This window comes from Alkalihalophilus pseudofirmus (genome assembly GCF_029094545.1).
Lineage (GTDB): Bacteria > Bacillota > Bacilli > Bacillales > Bacillaceae_D > Alkalihalophilus > Alkalihalophilus pseudofirmus.
Genome location: NZ_CP117835.1, coordinates 3,875,943 through 3,893,537, shown reverse-complemented (window position 1 = coordinate 3,893,537; position 17,595 = coordinate 3,875,943). Strand labels below are relative to the sequence as shown.

General features: G+C 42.8%; 15 protein-coding genes. 14 read left to right on the top strand and 1 reads right to left on the bottom strand.

The window, feature by feature from the left end:
• The first annotated feature begins 15 nt into the window (after nucleotides 1-15).
• The 5 genes from PQ478_RS20270 to pyrG all read left to right on the top strand — a co-directional run bounded on the left by PQ478_RS20270 (nucleotide 16) and on the right by pyrG (nucleotide 8,118).
• The gene (locus PQ478_RS20270; protein ID WP_289235383.1) at nucleotides 16-1,158 is read left to right on the top strand and encodes an acyl-CoA dehydrogenase; all 1,143 of its coding nucleotides are present in this window, start codon (nucleotides 16-18) and stop codon (nucleotides 1,156-1,158) included.
• A 155-nt stretch (nucleotides 1,159-1,313) separates the two neighbouring features.
• A complete protein-coding gene (locus PQ478_RS20265) occupies nucleotides 1,314-1,943 on the top strand; it encodes a TetR/AcrR family transcriptional regulator (protein WP_012960739.1) in 630 nt (209 codons plus the stop codon).
• Nucleotides 1,944-1,957: 14 nt separating this feature from the next.
• On the top strand, nucleotides 1,958-5,221 hold the full coding sequence (gene icmF, locus PQ478_RS20260) for a fused isobutyryl-CoA mutase/GTPase IcmF (RefSeq protein WP_289235382.1): 3,264 nt from the start codon (nucleotides 1,958-1,960) through the stop codon (nucleotides 5,219-5,221).
• A gap of 583 nt (nucleotides 5,222-5,804) precedes the next feature.
• Nucleotides 5,805-6,308, top strand: coding sequence for a DNA-directed RNA polymerase subunit delta (rpoE, locus tag PQ478_RS20255; protein ID WP_289235381.1), 504 nt, complete (start codon nucleotides 5,805-5,807; stop codon nucleotides 6,306-6,308).
• Nucleotides 6,309-6,519: 211 nt separating this feature from the next.
• A complete protein-coding gene (gene pyrG, locus PQ478_RS20250) occupies nucleotides 6,520-8,118 on the top strand; it encodes a CTP synthase (protein ID WP_012960736.1) in 1,599 nt (532 codons plus the stop codon).
• A gap of 287 nt (nucleotides 8,119-8,405) precedes the next feature.
• Here pyrG and PQ478_RS20245 read toward each other — a convergent pair whose 3' ends face one another.
• Entirely contained in the window at nucleotides 8,406-8,924 is a 519-nt protein-coding gene (locus tag PQ478_RS20245) for a DUF2529 domain-containing protein (protein ID WP_012960735.1), read from the bottom strand.
• A gap of 280 nt (nucleotides 8,925-9,204) precedes the next feature.
• Here PQ478_RS20245 and PQ478_RS20240 point away from each other — a divergent pair, with 280 nt between their 5' ends.
• The 9 genes from PQ478_RS20240 to PQ478_RS20200 all read left to right on the top strand — a co-directional run bounded on the left by PQ478_RS20240 (nucleotide 9,205) and on the right by PQ478_RS20200 (nucleotide 17,554).
• Entirely contained in the window at nucleotides 9,205-9,567 is a 363-nt protein-coding gene (locus PQ478_RS20240) for a response regulator (RefSeq protein ID WP_012960734.1), read from the top strand.
• A 271-nt stretch (nucleotides 9,568-9,838) separates the two neighbouring features.
• Nucleotides 9,839-10,702, top strand: a complete 864-nt coding sequence (locus PQ478_RS20235; protein ID WP_012960733.1) for a class II fructose-bisphosphate aldolase — start codon at nucleotides 9,839-9,841, stop codon at nucleotides 10,700-10,702.
• A gap of 228 nt (nucleotides 10,703-10,930) precedes the next feature.
• Complete coding sequence (gene fsa, locus PQ478_RS20230) at nucleotides 10,931-11,569, top strand: fructose-6-phosphate aldolase (protein ID WP_012960732.1); 639 nt, start codon at nucleotides 10,931-10,933, stop codon at nucleotides 11,567-11,569.
• Nucleotides 11,570-11,725: 156 nt separating this feature from the next.
• A complete protein-coding gene (gene murA / locus PQ478_RS20225; protein ID WP_075681872.1) occupies nucleotides 11,726-13,015 on the top strand; it encodes a UDP-N-acetylglucosamine 1-carboxyvinyltransferase in 1,290 nt (429 codons plus the stop codon).
• Nucleotides 13,016-13,045: 30 nt separating this feature from the next.
• Nucleotides 13,046-14,011, top strand: a complete 966-nt coding sequence (gene glpX / locus PQ478_RS20220) for a class II fructose-bisphosphatase (protein ID WP_289235380.1) — start codon at nucleotides 13,046-13,048, stop codon at nucleotides 14,009-14,011.
• A gap of 282 nt (nucleotides 14,012-14,293) precedes the next feature.
• Entirely contained in the window at nucleotides 14,294-15,568 is a 1,275-nt protein-coding gene (gene rho, locus PQ478_RS20215) for a transcription termination factor Rho (protein WP_012960729.1), read from the top strand.
• Between the two features lie 177 nt (nucleotides 15,569-15,745).
• Nucleotides 15,746-15,991 carry a type B 50S ribosomal protein L31 gene (locus PQ478_RS20210; RefSeq protein WP_022629385.1) on the top strand — a complete coding sequence of 82 codons (246 nt, stop codon included), beginning with the start codon at nucleotides 15,746-15,748 and terminating at the stop codon, nucleotides 15,989-15,991.
• Between the two features lie 411 nt (nucleotides 15,992-16,402).
• On the top strand, nucleotides 16,403-17,023 hold the full coding sequence (locus PQ478_RS20205) for a thymidine kinase (protein WP_012960727.1): 621 nt from the start codon (nucleotides 16,403-16,405) through the stop codon (nucleotides 17,021-17,023).
• Nucleotides 17,024-17,089: 66 nt separating this feature from the next.
• Nucleotides 17,090-17,554 (top strand): hypothetical protein, encoded by a 465-nt coding sequence (locus PQ478_RS20200; protein WP_012960726.1) that lies wholly within the window; start codon nucleotides 17,090-17,092, stop codon nucleotides 17,552-17,554.
• Nucleotides 17,555-17,595: the final 41 nt, after the last annotated feature.

Here is a 17,595-nt window from a genome sequence, read left to right as displayed (position 1 = left end):
AGGGGAGAAACAAACATGAACTTTCTATTAACTGAAGAGCAAGAAATGATCCGTAAAATGGTACGCGACTTTGCAAAAAATGAAGTAGAACCGACAGCAGAAGAGCGTGATGAAGAAGAACGCTTTGACCGTGAAATCTTTGATAAGATGGCTGAGCTTGGACTAACGGGGATTCCGTGGCCTGAAGAGTACGGCGGAATTGGTGCTGACTATGTGAGCTATTGTATTGCTGTTGAAGAATTATCACGTGTCTGTGCTTCAACAGGAGTAACATTATCCGCGCATACTTCACTTGCTGGCTGGCCTGTTTATAAATTCGGTACAGAAGAGCAAAAGCAAAAATTCCTTCGTCCAATGGCAGAAGGAACAAAAATTGGTGCTTACGGCTTAACAGAGCCAGGTTCAGGATCTGATGCTGCAAGAATGAAAACAACAGCTATTCAAGATGGCGACCACTATGTGATAAACGGCTCTAAAATCTTCATTACAAACGGCGGAATTGCAGACATTTATATCGTATTTGCAGTGACTGACCCAGAAGCGCGTCATAAAGGGACGACGGCATTCATCGTTGAAGCAGATACTCCAGGATTCTCTGTAGGTAAGAAAGAAAAGAAGCTAGGAATCCGCTCATCTCCTACAACGGAAATTATTTTTGAAGACTGCCGTGTACCGAAAGAAAATATGCTTGGCAAAGAAGGCGAAGGATTTAAAGTAGCGATGATGACGCTTGATGGCGGCCGTAACGGAATTGCTGCTCAAGCAGTAGGAATTGCACAAGGTGCCCTTGATGCTGCAGTAGGCTATGCAAAAGAGCGTAAGCAATTCGGCAAGCCGATCGGCGCACAGCAAGGAATCGGCTTCAAGCTCGCTGATATGGCAACAAAAATTGAGGCTAGTCGACTATTAACGTATCAAGCAGCATGGAGAGAAAGCGAAGGCGTTTCCTACGGCAAGGAATCTGCGATGTCTAAATTATTCGCTGGGGATACAGCAATGGATGTAACGGTTGAAGCGGTTCAAGTATTCGGCGGTTACGGCTATACAAAAGATTATCCAGTAGAGCGTTATATGCGTGATGCGAAGATTACACAGATCTATGAAGGAACAAATGAAATTCAACGACTTGTAATTTCTAAAATGTTGTTAGCAGACTAATCAACATAAATGATAGATCGTAGCTTCAATTTCTAGTATGCTAATAAGTACGAAAAAGGAGTCTCATAAGCAGCGAGTGATGATGGCTTGCTGCTAGTGAGGCACGTTGGCATCTAGAGACGGAAATACGATTAAAAGGAAGTAGGTTGAATAGTTTGAAGAAAAAAGCAGTGCCATCCATGGTAAAAGATCAACAGTTAGTAAAAAAACGCCGCGAGCAGATGGTGAAGGGCGCCGTACGCCTCTTCATTGAAAAAGGGTTCCACCGCACAACAACAAGAGAAATTGCTAAAGAATCTGGATTCAGCATTGGAACGCTTTATGAGTACATTGGTTCAAAGGAGGATGTCCTCTACCTTGTATGTGATGCGATCTATGAAGAAGTTCGTGATCAGCTTGTTTCACAGCTAGATACCGAAGCTGTCGGTATTGACCGTGTGAAAAAGGCAATTGCCGCTTACTTCCGTGTAATTGATCACCTGCAAGATGAAGTGCTTGTCATGTATCAAGAGGCAAAATCTCTTCCTAAAGAAGCATTAATGTACGTTCTTCAAAAAGAAGTAGAAATGACGAAAATGTTTGAAGACATTATTCGTGATTATGTGGCTGAATATCGTATTGATCTTAGTGAAGAAGAGATCAAGCTGATGAGCCACAATATTTTAGTGCAAGGACATATGTGGACGTTCAGACGCTGGGCCATCCGCAGACTCTACACCTTAGAAGAATACACAAAGCTTCAAAGTGAGCAATTACTTTCCCCGCTTACAACCGTCTCTAATTAAAAGGAGGAAGTTTGATGTCAACAACTCAATCATATAAACCAACGAATCATGTGCGTTTCGTAACGGCTTCAAGTTTATTTGACGGCCACGATGCTTCAATTAATATTATGCGTCGAATTTTACAGGCAAGCGGAGCTGAGGTTATCCATCTTGGGCATAACCGCTCTGTTGAAGAGATTGTAAACGCTGCCATTCAAGAGGATGTCCAAGGAATTGCGATTTCGTCTTATCAAGGCGGACATGTTGAGTTCTTCAAATATTGCTATGATCTTTTAAATGAAAAAGGTGCCGGCCATATCCGTATTTACGGAGGCGGCGGCGGGGTTATTACACCTCCTGAGATCCGTGAGCTGCATGAGTACGGTATTGCCCGCATTTTCTCACCAGATGACGGCCGTGAGCATGGCCTTCAAGGAATGATTGATCAAATGCTCAAAGAGTGTGACTTCCCTACAGTAGAACAAGTGTCAGAGGAGCTAACTTCTTTAAAAGAGAAAAACGCACGTGCCGTTGCTCGATGTATTTCTTATGCTGAATTGCATGCTGAAGCGAAAAAAGAAGTGGCAGCAACGCTTGAGGAAACGCTTGATCAATTAAAGCAAATGACAAACAACGTACCGGTTTTAGGAATCACAGGAACAGGTGGAGCTGGGAAAAGCTCGTTAACAGATGAACTTGTACGCCGCTTTTTGAACGAATTTTCCGACAAAACCGTAGCGATTCTATCTGTTGACCCAACGAAACAAAAAACAGGCGGTGCGCTCTTAGGTGACCGTATCCGTATGAACTCAATTCATAATTCACGTGTATTTATGCGCAGTTTAGCTACACGTAACTCTAGAAAAGAGATTTCTGACAGCATTCGTGATGCAATTGATGTCGCAAAAGCAGCCGGCTACGATCTTGTTATTGTTGAAACGAGCGGAATCGGGCAAGGGGATGCTGAGATCACGGAAGTATCAGATGTATCTTTATATGTCATGACAAGTGAGTACGGGGCCCCGTCACAGCTTGAGAAAATTGATATGATTGACTTTGCTGATGTGATTGCGATTAATAAATTTGACCGTAAAGGTTCAGAAGATGCTCTTCGTCATGTACGTAAGCAGTACCAGCGCAGCCGTACTCGCTTTGAAGAGGCACTTGATGCGATGCCTGTTTTCGGTACGATTGCTAGTCAGTTTAATGACATTGGCACAAACACGTTATTCAAAGCATTAATGGATACGTTAAATGAGAAGTGCGGTACAGACTTCCAAACAAATATTGAAACGAGTAAAGATGTCATCAAGCAAAATGTCATCATCCCGCCAGAGCAAACGCAATACCTACGCGATATTGTTCTATCCGTAAGACAATATAAAAAGCTGACTGATGAGCAAGTGGACATTGCCCGCAAAATCTATCAGGTGACTGGAACAATTGAAGCGCTTGAGAAACATGGTGAGGCTAGTGAAGACGTTCTTGCTCAATTAATGAAAACGAAAGAAGCATACGAACAGAAGCTTCACCCAGCATGTAAATCGATTCTTGATAACTGGGATTCACTAAAAGAATCTTACAGCGGAGACACATTCGTAACAAAAATCCGTGATAAAGAAATCGTGACAGAGCTTACGACGGAAAGCTTATCAGGTCTGAAAATTCCTAAAGTAGCTCTTCCGAAGTTTGAAGACTGGGGCGAAATTCTGCGCTGGTCAATGGAAGAGAACGTACCAGGTGCCTTCCCTTATACGGCAGGAGTATTCCCATTCAAACGTAAAGGTGAAGATCCTAAGCGTCAATTTGCCGGCGAAGGAACGCCTGAGCGTACAAACCGCCGCTTCCACTACTTATCAAAAGATGACGAGGCGAAGCGTTTAAGTACGGCTTTTGACTCGGTAACTCTTTACGGAGAAGACCCTGATTACCGCCCTGATATTTACGGAAAAGTCGGGGAGAGCGGTGTAAGCATTTGTACGCTTGAGGATATGAGAAAGCTTTATGATGGCTTTGATCTATGTGCACCGTCTACATCTGTATCGATGACAATTAATGGACCGGCACCGATCATCTTAGCTATGTTCATGAATACAGCGATTGAGCAGCAGCTTGAGAAATTTAAAGAAGAAAACGGCCGTGAACCTAATGCGGAAGAATATGCAGAGGTTAAAGCTCGTACGCTTCAAACGGTTCGTGGAACGGTTCAAGCCGATATTTTAAAAGAAGATCAAGGTCAAAATACGTGCATCTTCTCAACGGAATTCGCCCTTCGTATGATGGGGGATATCCAGCAGTACTTCATTGATCACGAAGTTCGTAACTACTATTCTGTATCTATCTCTGGCTACCATATCGCAGAAGCGGGTGCAAACCCAATCAGTCAGCTGGCATTTACGCTGGCAAACGGGTTCACGTATGTAGAATACTACTTAAGCCGCGGCATGGACATTAATAAATTTGCACCAAATCTATCATTCTTCTTCAGTAACGGTCTTGACCCTGAATATACGGTAATCGGCCGAGTAGCTCGTCGTATTTGGTCAACGGTCATGAAGAATAAATACGAAGCAAATGAGCGCAGCCAGAAGCTTAAGTATCATGTTCAAACATCAGGACGCTCACTTCACGCACAAGAAATTGACTTTAATGATATCCGTACAACGCTTCAAGCTTTAATGGCGATCTATGATAACTGTAACTCGCTTCACACAAATGCGTTTGATGAGGCAATCACAACCCCGACTGAGCAATCAGTCCGCCGTGCGATGGCGATTCAAATGATTATTACAAAAGAGCTAGGTCTAGCTAAAAATGAGAACTCACTACAAGGTTCATATATCATTGAGCAGTTAACAGACCTAGTAGAAGAAGCGGTGCTGCAAGAGCTAGAGCGTATTAATGATCGCGGCGGCGTACTTGGAGCGATGGAAACACAATATCAACGAAGCAAAATTCAAGAAGAGTCAATGCACTACGAAATGAAGAAGCACACAGGCGAGCTTCCGATTATCGGTGTAAACACGTACATGAATCCAAACGAGAACACAGAAGAAGAGTTCAACATGGAGCTTGCACGAGCAACAAAAGAAGAAAAAGAGCAGCAAATCACAAACCTGCGTGCCTTCCAAGAAAAGCACCAAGACAAAGCACCTGAAGCTCTAAAACGCCTGCAAGAAACGGCGATCACCGGCGGCAACATCTTCGAAGAACTAATCGAAACCGTCAAAGTAGCCAGCCTAGGCCAAATCACAGGCGCCCTCTACCAAGTAGGCGGACAGTATAGAAGGAATATGTAGGAAGAAAAGCTGAGGCGACTGTTCTGGCATGCGGAAAAATAAGGGGGAGAGATTTGAAGTCGTTCTTTGACTTCAATCGATGCACCGTTTTTTCCCGCAGGGCAAGGAGCCGAAGCTAGACACAAAGAAAAGCGGAAGGGGCTTGTTCAGCCCCTGCACCCGCTGACCGGCGCAATTATGCATCGAACAGACGCAATCCGCATATGAAGGAACGCAATTACGCCACATACAGGCGCAATTAACCTCATTGGGCGCAATTGTGCTCTGAACGGAAGCAATAACTCAAACCTTCGGCGCACATCAGCCGGACACTGACGCATATATACTCTCAATCGCTGCAATTGAACAAGCAGCCCTTGCGCCGGCCCTCATAGCAAGCGCTCAGTCAACAAGGCGAATCACTCCAAAAGGCAGTCAGCAGACTGTCTTTTTGTTCATTTTCATTCTATTAAAATGTCTCTCATACTTTTTCGTCTTCAATCTAGCATATTTATATGAAATGTGTTTATAATGAAAGGTATGAACTTTATGCCAATATTTAATAAGCAATAGATGCAAGAAATGCTGAAAGGACGTGCTTACGTTGAACCTACGCGAGATGGAAAAGGAAGAGATCCAAGAGCTGTCAATGGTTGAAGTCGCTTATGCTTTAATGAAAGAAAAGCGCCAGCCTTATTATTTCATTGATTTAGTTAAAGAGATTTCAGAAATTAAGGGAATGAAAAAAGCTGAAGTAAATCAGCGTATGTCATTTTTGTATACGGATTTAAACATCGATGGCCGCTTTTTAACGCTTGGTGATAACAACTGGGGCCTTAAAAGCTGGTATCCTCATGAGCAATCAGAAGAAGAGATTACTTCACCAGTTAATCCTCGTAAAAAAGCAAAGAGTGACGATGAGGATTTAGATGATGACCTGGAAGTTTTTGACGATGAGTTTGAAGACTTAGAGGACGAGCTAGATGAGATTTCTAATGAAGAAGATGCAGATGATGACGATGAAGAAGATGCTGACTTCACTGACAAAGAAGATCTCGATACGGACTTTGATGATGATGAAGAGGTAGAAGAGGACGAAGAACGTTAATTGCATTTTCAGTCTTTTTAACAGAGGCTTGACTTCTGTCCCTGAACTAGGTAGAATCATTTTTGGGCTTTATTAAAAGCAAATGCATATTTTATAACCAAAACAAAAGTGCGCCCCCTATTTAGGGTGAGCTGTCGCTTTTGTTTTTTTTTATTTTATTGACCTTTTTAGGGGAAAATACATTTTGATGAAAAGTAGAGGAGTCGATCGCATGGCAACAAAGTATATTTTTGTTACAGGTGGCGTAGTGTCATCACTTGGTAAAGGAATTACGGCCGCTTCATTAGGACGTTTATTAAAAAATCGCGGGTTAAAGGTGACGATCCAAAAATTTGACCCATACATTAACGTTGACCCAGGAACAATGAGTCCTTATCAGCACGGGGAAGTTTTCGTCACAGATGATGGCGCTGAAACAGATCTTGATCTTGGTCACTATGAGCGTTTTATTGATATTAATTTAAGCCAAAACAGCAACGTAACTACTGGTAAAATCTACTCTACTGTTCTGAAAAAAGAGCGTCGCGGGGATTATCTAGGCGGTACGGTTCAAGTTATTCCACATGTGACAAATGAAATTAAAGAACGTGTTTTCCGTGCAGGACGCGAAACAAATGCTGATGTCGTGATCACTGAGATCGGCGGAACAGTTGGTGATATTGAGAGCTTGCCTTTCCTAGAAGCCATTCGCCAAATTAAAAGCGACATCGGTATGGATAATGTAATGTATGTTCACTGTACATTAATCCCATATCTTGCTGCAGCGGGAGAAATGAAGTCTAAACCGACTCAGCACAGTGTAAAAGAGCTCCGCAGTCTAGGTATTCAGCCAAACGTTATCGTGGTTCGTACAGAAAAGCCAGTTCCACAAGATATGAAAGAAAAAATTGCGTTATTCTGTGACATTAACAAGGATTCTGTAATTGAAGCGCGCGATGCCGAAACTCTTTATCAAGTGCCGCTTGAGCTTCAAGCACAAAACTTTGACCAAATTGTATGCGATCACCTGAAACTTGATACAAAACAAGCTGAAATGACAGAGTGGACATCTCTTGTTGAAAAAGTACAAAATTTATCAAGCAAAGTGAAAATTGCTCTGGTTGGTAAATACGTAGCTCTTCCGGATGCATATCTTTCAGTAGCAGAAGCACTTCGTCATGCTGGCTATGCGTATGACGCTGACCTTGAAATTGACTGGGTTGATGCTGAAAAAGTAACGGATGAAAATGTGGAGAGCTTATTAAAAGATTCAGATGGAATTTTAGTTCCTGGTGGCTTTGGTGACCGTGGAATTGAAGGGAAAATCTCTGCGATTAAATATGCTCGTGAAAACCATGTTCCATTCTTAGGTATCTGCCTTGGAATGCAGCTTGCAACTGTTGAATTTGCGCGTCACGTTCTAGGACTTGAAGATGCGAACTCTGCAGAATTAAACCCAGCAACACCATATCCAATTATCGATCTTCTTCCTGAGCAGAAGGATGTAGAAGATCTGGGCGGAACGCTTCGCCTTGGTTTATACCCTTGTAAACTTGTGGATGGATCTCTTGCACAAGCAGCATACGGAGAGCAAGTCGTATACGAGCGTCACCGTCATCGTTATGAGTTCAACAACGAATACCGTGAGCAAATGGAGAAAGCAGGATTCACGTTCTCTGGGACAAGCCCAGACGGCCGTTTAGTGGAGATTGTCGAGCTTGAAGATCACCCGTACTTCATCGCATCACAGTTCCACCCAGAATTCGTCTCTCGCCCAACACGCCCACAGCCGCTATTCCGCGACTTCATTGGTGCATCGTTAAAGAAATAATACAAAAAAGGTTTGCCCGCTGATTGGGCAAACCTTTTTCTTATGCTTTTTTGGGTTATGCATCATTGTGCAACCGGCGCAATCATCGGCTGAAGCGACGCAATTCATAATTGAATTGACGCAATTACGAGCCAGAGTGATGCATTAATAGTCAACCCGCGCAATAACAGCGGGAAGCGGCGCATACCCAGAGCGAACCGGCGCAATCGAACCGAGAACCGACGCAATAACCGCCTCAACTGACGCAATCGCACCTTCGCACCTCACCACTAACGGCACGAACCTTTTTAATACTCGCTCATAATCTCCTTAACTGTAAGCATGATACAGAAGTACGTGTAAAGTCCGATAATTGAAGTAGGGTAGCCGCTGCGGTTACCTTCTTCATCAGGGACTAAGCCGATATCACTTTCAAAATCAATATGAAGATCAGCTAGAGAGAAAGATGCGTCTTGCTCGTCATGAAAATTAGAGACAGAGGCAAATGGAACGCCCTGGATATGAAGCTTTGTCGCCATTCGGCATGCTTCACCGTCATTTGTAAAAGGGGCGAAAAGTAAAACGCGGTCAGCCGGTGTAAGCTCGCTTAAGTTATCTTGAGTAAGCGGCTTAATCCTTTCATCACGGTCTGTGCCGTACTCTGCTTCTGCTGTAACACCGCGAAGTTCACGGCATCCGTATACATATATAGTACCTTCGCCAACTAAAGCTTGCGCTAAAAGGCGGGCAGCATCTTCAAATTCTTCTTCTTTTTCACGAACCGCCTTAACTCGGCCCATTAATTGAGTAGTGAAAATAGGGATCATCTTGGTTACTCCTTTTTCTCATTAAAGTCTACGTGCATTATAGCGTACCCCAATCAATGAGGAAAGAGAAAAAAAGCTTGAATCAAAACGCTTAAATCGACATGGTTCGAGGATCTTGTCGGATAATATTTTGTAAGATGTTAGCTCTTTTGCAGGAATTAAGGCACAGGCAGCCGAACTTATTGTAAGATAAGAGAAACGAGAGACTCATTTTGGGTAGAATGAGTCCTTTTATTGTGGCGGTCCGGACGTGAGGACATAACAATTAAGGAGGCAGGGTATGCATAAAGTATTAGTTGTAGATGATCAGTATGGCATTCGTGTGTTATTAAGTGAGATCCTTCAAAAGGATGGGTACCAATTGTACCAAGCGGCAAATGGGGTGCAAGCACTAAAAGTAGTAGAAGAAGAGTCACCTGATCTAGTGCTGCTTGATATGAAGATCCCTGGCATGGACGGGCTTGAGATTCTTCGCCGTATTAAAGAAAAGCATGAGGAAGTACAAGTGATCATGATGACAGCATACGGTGAGCTGAATTTAATTAATGAAGCGATGCAGCTTGGAGCGATTACTCATTTTGCCAAACCATTCGATATTGATGATGTGAGAAAAGTGATTAAAGACCACTTAGTTACCTCATAAAAGAGTTCTATATAAAAGGAAGCGTTTACTTATAAAAACTTGTCGATTCTCCTTTGCAAAAGGGTGTAATTCCTGGTGAGTATGCTATAATGAACACGTTCAAACTAAACGAGCGGAAAAAACAAGATCTCATATACATACCCGATTGGGTGCATGCTCAATTGGATAGTAATTGTTGTATTCGGGAATCTTGATAATGGATATGGTGTAGTATGCTCGCTTAGACGGACACAGATATCTATGAATGCTCACACATAAAGGAGGATGTACGATGCCTTTAGTTTCAATGAAAGACATGCTTAATAAAGCAAAGGCGGAAGGCTACGCTGTTGGCCAATTTAACTTAAACAACCTTGAGTTCACTCAAGCGATCCTGCAAGCTGCACAAGAAGAGAACTCTCCAGTAATCTGTGGTGTATCAGAAGGTGCTGCACGTTACATGGGCGGCTTCAAGACTGTTGTGAAAATGGTTGAATCACTTATGGAAGAGTACAATGTGACAGTTCCTGTAGCGATTCACTTAGATCACGGTTCAAGCTTTGAAAAATGTGTTGAGGCGATCCATGCAGGATTCACATCTGTAATGATTGATGGCTCTCACTATCCACTAGAAGAAAACATCGCGCTTACTAAGCGTGTAGTTGATGTTGCACATGCTCTTGGAGTTTCTGTTGAAGCTGAGCTTGGCCGCATTGGTGGACAAGAAGATGACCTAATCGTTGATGATGCTGAAGCAGCATATGCGATTCCATCTGAGTGTAAAGAGCTAGTTGAAGCAACAGGTGTTGACTGCTTTGCACCAGCACTAGGTTCAGTACACGGCCCTTATAAAGGTGAGCCAAACCTTGGTTTCGATCACATGAAAGAAATCGATGGTTTAGTTGGTATTCCGCTTGTACTTCACGGCGGAACAGGTATCCCAACAAAAGATGTTCAAAAAGCAATTGAATTTGGACATGCTAAAATCAATGTAAATACAGAAAGCCAAATTGCTTCTGCTAAAGCGGTTCGTGAAACACTAGCTGCTAAGCCAAACGAGTACGATCCACGTAAATTCTTAGGACCAGCTCGTGAAGCAATTAAAGAAACAGTTCAAGGCAAAATGCGTGAGTTTGGTTCTTCAAACAAAGCATAATAAATAGGTTCAGTCGTTAAAAGCAGTTCACTTGAGCTGCTTTTAACGTCATTTTAAAGACTAATTTCGTCAAAACCTGTCAAATTTTTATTAAACTAATAACGGTTGTATTACTCGATATATCACTCGATATTTTTTTACTATAATCAGTAAGCGATTACAAGTCAGATAAGTAATTCTAATAGCGTTTACATAGAGCGCATATACTTTTTCCTTGAGGTGATGAGCATGAAATTTTTTATTGATACTGCAAACATAGATGATATTCGTGAAGCAAAAGAGCTTGGTATTTTAGCAGGTGTGACTACAAACCCGTCACTTGTTGCTAAAGAAGGAGTAGACTTTCACGACCGTCTTCGCGAAATTACTGATATCGTATCAGATTCAGTAAGTGCAGAAGTGATTGCACTAGATGCAGAAGGAATGATTAAAGAAGGGAAGGAACTTGCTGCTATCGCACCGAATATTACAGTGAAGGTTCCAATGACAACAGAAGGTCTGAAGGCTGTTCATGCTTTCTCTGAGCTTAATATTAAAACGAATGTCACACTTGTTTTCTCTGCTGTTCAAGCATTGCTTGCTGCTAGAGCAGGTGCGACGTATGTATCTCCTTTCCTTGGAAGACTTGATGATATCGGACACGACGGATTAAACTTAATTTCTCAAATTGCTGATATATTTGATGTTCATAATATTCCTACAGAAATTATTGCAGCATCTGTACGCCATCCGGTCCATGTAACAGAAGCGGCAGCGCGCGGTGCGCATATTGCAACAATTCCCTTTAATGTGATCAAGCAGCTGACAAAGCATCCGTTAACAGATCAAGGAATTGAAAAGTTTTTAGCAGATTGGAATAATCGCTAATTCACAACAGGCCTGATTTTCGTGACATCAAACGGTATAAATCGTTAAAATGTGACAACTCACTTCGTTACTTTTTCCTATCTTTGGGTATAATGGATACAAACGTAACTATACGTCTATCTAGTAATCGTGAGTATGGTTGGAAGGGATGCGGTTATGGAAAAACTTATGATTGAAGGCGGTCATCCGCTTGAGGGTACCGTACAGATTAGTGGTGCAAAAAACAGTGCAGTCGCGTTAATCCCGGCGGCTATTTTAGCAGATACGCCGGTTACCATTGATAATTTACCTGGCATTTCAGATGTCCAGCTTTTAGGGGATTTACTGCGTGAAATTGGTGGAGAGGTGGAGCTTTCGCTTGCGGACCAAGAGATTAAAATTGATCCGTCAAATATGATTGCCATGCCGCTTCCAAACGGCAAAGTGAAGAAGCTGCGTGCCTCTTATTATTTAATGGGAGCTATGCTTGGTAAATTTAACAAAGCTGTAATCGGCCTGCCTGGAGGATGTAACCTTGGGCCTCGTCCGATTGACCAGCATATTAAAGGGTTTGAAGCACTTGGTGCACGTGTAACCAATGAGCAGGGAGCCATTTATCTGAGGGCTGACGAGCTTCGCGGTGCACGGATATATTTAGATGTTGTCAGTGTCGGAGCAACAATTAATATTATGCTGGCAGCCGTACGGGCAAAAGGACAGACGATCATTGAGAATGCTGCCAAAGAGCCTGAAATCATTGATGTGGCGACATTGCTTACGAGCATGGGCGCTAAAATTAAAGGTGCAGGAACGAATGTGATTCGTATTGATGGAGTCGATTCTCTAAAAGGATGCCGCCATTCGATTATTCCAGATCGAATTGAGGCAGGCACGTATATGATCCTCGCAGCAGCAATCGGACAAAAGGTGATCATTGACAACATTATTCCTTATCATGTCGATTCTCTTATCGCAAAATTGCGCGAGATGGGTGTTTCGGTTGAAACGAATGATGATCAAGTTTTGATCCATAACACAGGGGAGAAAAAAGGCGTTGATATAAAAACGCTTGTTTACCCAGGTTTTCCGACTGACCTGCAGCAGCCATTCACCACTCTTTTAACTCAAGCAAGCGGAACAAGTATTGTAACTGATACTATTTATAATGCCCGTTTTAAGCATATTGATGAGTTAAGAAGAATGGGAGCTAATGTAAAAGTAGAAGGACGCTCAGCCATTATTAATGGGAAAACGCCGCTTCAAGGCGCAAAAGTGCGGGCAAGTGATCTTCGCGCAGGCGCTGCTCTTGTTGTAGCAGGCCTCACAGCTGAAGGTGTAACAGAGCTCTCAGGTCTTGAACATGTAGACCGCGGCTATGAAAACCTCGAGAAAAAGCTGCTCGGCTTAGGAGCAAAGCTATGGCGTGAAAAGTTAACAGAAGATGAGATGGATCAAGTAAAAAGCTAGACGGAAGATGCAATAAGGGAGAGGGTAGAGATGGAGAGAAGTTTATCAATGGAGCTGGTCCGCGTCACAGAAGCCGCGGCTCTTGCTTCAGGCCGCTGGATGGGTCTTGGCAATAAAGAAGAAGCGGATCGTGCAGCAACAGAAGCAATGCGAGATGTATTTGATACAATCCCAATGAAAGGAACAGTGGTCATTGGGGAAGGAGAGATGGATGAGGCTCCTATGCTCTATATCGGGGAGAAGCTTGGTAATGGCTATGGCCCGCGTGTGGATGTAGCAGTCGATCCGCTTGAAGGTACAAATATCGTTGCTTCAGGTCAATGGAACGCACTAGCTGTTCTTGCGGTTGCTGATCATGGCAACCTTCTGCATGCACCTGATATGTACATGGATAAAATTGCAGTCGGACCGGAATCTGTCGGCCAAATTGATATCGACGCTCCGATTATCGATAACTTAAAGGCTGTTGCTCGTGCCAAAAATAAAGATATTGAGGATCTCGTTGTAACGATTCTAAACCGTGAACGTCACGCGAGAATCATTCATGAGATTCGCGAAGCAGGAGCCCGTATTAAACTGCTTCCGGATGGTGATGTTGCAGCTGCTGTTAATACAGCCTTTGATGATACAGGTGTAGACTTATTGATTGGTTCAGGAGGAGCACCTGAAGGAGTTCTTGCTGCAGTAGGCTTAAAATGCCTTGGAGGCGAATTGCAAGGCCGCCTTCTCCCGCAAAATGAAGCAGAAGAAGAACGCTGCAGAAAGATGGGAATTGAAAACTTTAACAAAGTCCTTTTGATGGATGACCTCGTTAAAGGGGACGATTGTATTTTTGCTGCAACAGGTGTAACTGATGGCGAGTTATTAAAAGGCGTTTACTATAAGGGAAGCCGTGCAACAACACAATCACTCGTTATGCGTGCAAAGTCCGGAACAGTCCGTTTTGTCGATGGGACACACAGTATGAAGAAGAAGCCAGGCCTTGTTATTAAATAAACATAGTGACGAAAGCTAGACGCATGTCTAGCTTTCATTCTTTATCTCTACGCTTCCTACCGACTATTTGTTAGGAAAATGTTCCTTGAATATATTTGATCTAATGGGGTACAATGATACAAGTATTTATATTGATGTAATTTATATTGATGTAATTTATATTAATGTAATAGAACAAAGTATTTTTATTAGTTCGAAAAAAAGTACGGATCTTTTACTTATACTACTACAACCTACTAAAAAGGATCTTACTTTTTATTATGATTAGAGTGTGGTGGAATAATGAGCAGTGTCAATATTGCAGATTTAGAAAAAATGAAGCTAAAAGAGCTTTATGAGTTAGCTAAGCAATACAAAGTCTCTTATTATAGTAAACTTACTAAACGTGAACTTATTTTTGCGATTTTAAAAGGCCAAGCTGAAAAAGATGGTTTGATGTTTATGGAAGGTGTCCTTGAGATCATTCAATCTGAAGGCTTTGGATTTTTAAGACCAATTAATTACATGCCAAGTTCTGAAGATATTTATATCTCAGCCTCTCAAATTCGCAGGTTCGACTTGCGTAACGGAGACAAGGTATCCGGTAAAGTAAGACCTCCAAAGGAAAACGAACGTTACCACGGACTTCTGCATGTAGAAGCAGTAAACGGTGATGCACCTGAAACATCGAAGGAACGTCCTCATTTCCCTGCCTTAACACCTTTATACCCTGAACAAAAAATTGAACTTGAGACAGCTCCAGGCCGAGTATCTTCTCGTATCATTAATATGATTTCTCCTGTAGGTTTCGGGCAGCGTGGATTGATTGTTGCACCTCCTAAAGCTGGTAAAACATCTCTTATGAAAGAAGTAGCCAACAGTATTGCTGAGAACCACCCTGATGTGGAATTGATCGTACTGTTAATTGATGAACGCCCTGAGGAAGTAACCGATATTGAGCGTTCGGTAAAAGGCGAAGTCGTCAGTTCAACATTTGATGAGGTTCCGGAAAATCATATTAAAGTTGCTGAGCTTGTGCTTGAGCGCGCGATGCGCTTGGTTGAGCATCGTAAAGATGTTGTCATTTTAATGGATAGCATCACTCGTCTTGCACGTGCCTATAACTTAGTCATCCCGCCAAGCGGACGTACGTTATCCGGTGGTATTGACCCGGCTGCGTTCCATCGTCCTAAACGTTTCTTCGGTGCTGCGCGTAATATTGAAGAAGGCGGAAGCTTAACCATCCTTGCTACAGCTCTTGTAGAAACAGGATCGCGCATGGATGATGTCATTTATGAAGAGTTTAAAGGAACAGGGAACATGGAGCTTCATCTTGATCGTAAATTGGCTGAGCGCCGTATCTTCCCATCAATCGATATCCGCCGTTCGGGTACAAGAAAAGAAGAGCTTCTTATGCCAAAAGATCAGTTAGACAAGCTATGGGCGATCCGTAAGACAATGAATGATTCGCATGATTTTGTCGATCAATTCATTAAGCGGGTGAAAGATACGAAGACGAATGCTGACTTTTTCAGTGAAATGGAAAAAGATATGTCAGGTGCGAGCCGAAGAAAATAATGTAAATGGATGATGCAGAAAACTGCTATGATGCGGTTTTATGAAGAATCGTGCGTAACAACGTATAAAATCATCGAAAATACAGTTGCAAAACAAGGCTTGGCTTGATATAATTTCGTCATGTGTGATTAGATAACTCTGTTTCGAAGAGATTCAGGGCGGAAGGAGATGAAATCAATGAAACAAGGTATTCACCCAGGATATCAAAAAGTGGTTTTCATGGATACAAGTACTGGTTTTAAGTTTCTAAGCGGTTCTACTAAAGGTTCTGCTGAAACAATTGAGTGGGAAGATGGTAACACATACCCGCTTCTAAAAGTTGAGATCAGTTCAGATTCGCACCCATTCTACACTGGTAAGCAGAAGCTTAACGATGTTGGTGGACGTGTTGATCGTTTCAAGAAGAAATACAACATGAAGTAAACTGGATATGCGAACAGGCAAGCGCACTGCACTTGCCTGTTTTTTTTGCACCTGGTGCGGCTAAAGCGGGATTTGCGCGGACTGAATGGGCGTAATTATGAGCGGAATAGACGCATAACAATTGCGAAGCGACGCAATAATAGCGTGAACCGGCGCAATCAGCACAGAGTGATGCAATTAGCTGGTCAATTAACGCAAAAGCGAGTATAAATGGCGCATACAGCGCTTCAACCAACCCAATTATCGTCTGAACCGGCGCAATCCGTTCAATCGGCATATCTAAAAATGAAATTGAAAATCCATTACATGTCAAAATGAATGTTTAAATAAATTGAGATGCTATGATCAAGGGATCAATTGATCTTTAGACAAGCAGGTTAAAGATTATTTGTTGTAAGGTGGGGGAAAACTATGCGTGTGACGGGGCATGAAGGCCGTTTAGAAGTAATCTGTGGAAGTATGTTCTCAGGAAAATCAGAAGAGCTTATTCGCCGGGTAAGAAGAGTGAGCTTTGGGAAGCTGAAAGTACAAGTATTTAAACCAGCGATTGATAACCGCTACAGTGAGGAAGAAGTGGTTTCCCATAATGGAACAAAGGTGTGTGCGATGCCAGTGCGCATGTCCGTTGATATTCTTGAGCATGTACTGCCGGAGACACAGGTAGTAGCAGTAGATGAAGTACAGTTTTTTGATGAAGGAATTGTGGCAGTGGCAGATGAGCTGGCAAACCGCGGTATCCGCGTGATTTGCGCAGGTCTTGATCAAGATTTTCGAGGAGAGCCGTTTGGGCCGATTATGCCGCTGATGGCATTAGCAGAGGAAGTTACTAAGCTTCAAGCGGTCTGCCCGGTTTGCGGAACGCCTGCAAGCAGAACACAGCGTTTAATTGATGGCAATCCTGCTTCCTACACCGATCCAATTATCTTAGTTGGGGCATCAGAAGCATACGAGCCTCGCTGCCGTACATGTCATGAAGTGCCAAATAAGCCTTCACGCATACCTGACCCTGCTGTGAAACATGGTCAAATCTAACAACGAGTAACTTAAGATATGTGGGCAACCTATAAATGCAGCGATTCGCTGCAGGAGGTGCTCATCATGAAGAGAAAATGGTTAGCGGGAGTTTTGGCCGGAATGTTTTTGGTAACAGGGTGCAACAACCCTGAAGAGCCAGAAGTTCAAGCACAAAGCAACAATCAGCATCCGAGCGCGGAGCGAGTAACATACGGTCTCTTGGGTCCTGGTCCGATTAACTATGGTTCGATTCGAAGATCTCAAACATTTGATCAAATGGGAGAGTTAAATACAACAGGTAGCAGCTACCGATCCGCTCATAATTATCATGAAGACTTGGGAGATCACCAATCATTAATGCGCCGTGTTGTAGCAAACGAATCACCGTTTAATCCTGGATCTGTTATGATCGCTGGTCATCATGCCTGGGTGACGGTTCACGTACCTAAAGGATTGAACGACAGTGAGAAACAGTCAGAGCTTGATAAATTAAAGCGTACGTTTTTACTTGAAGTACCTAGATATCAAGTGCATATAAACGAAAGTTAATGGAAACCGCCCAAGGCCTTTTGCGCTTTGGGCGGTTTTTC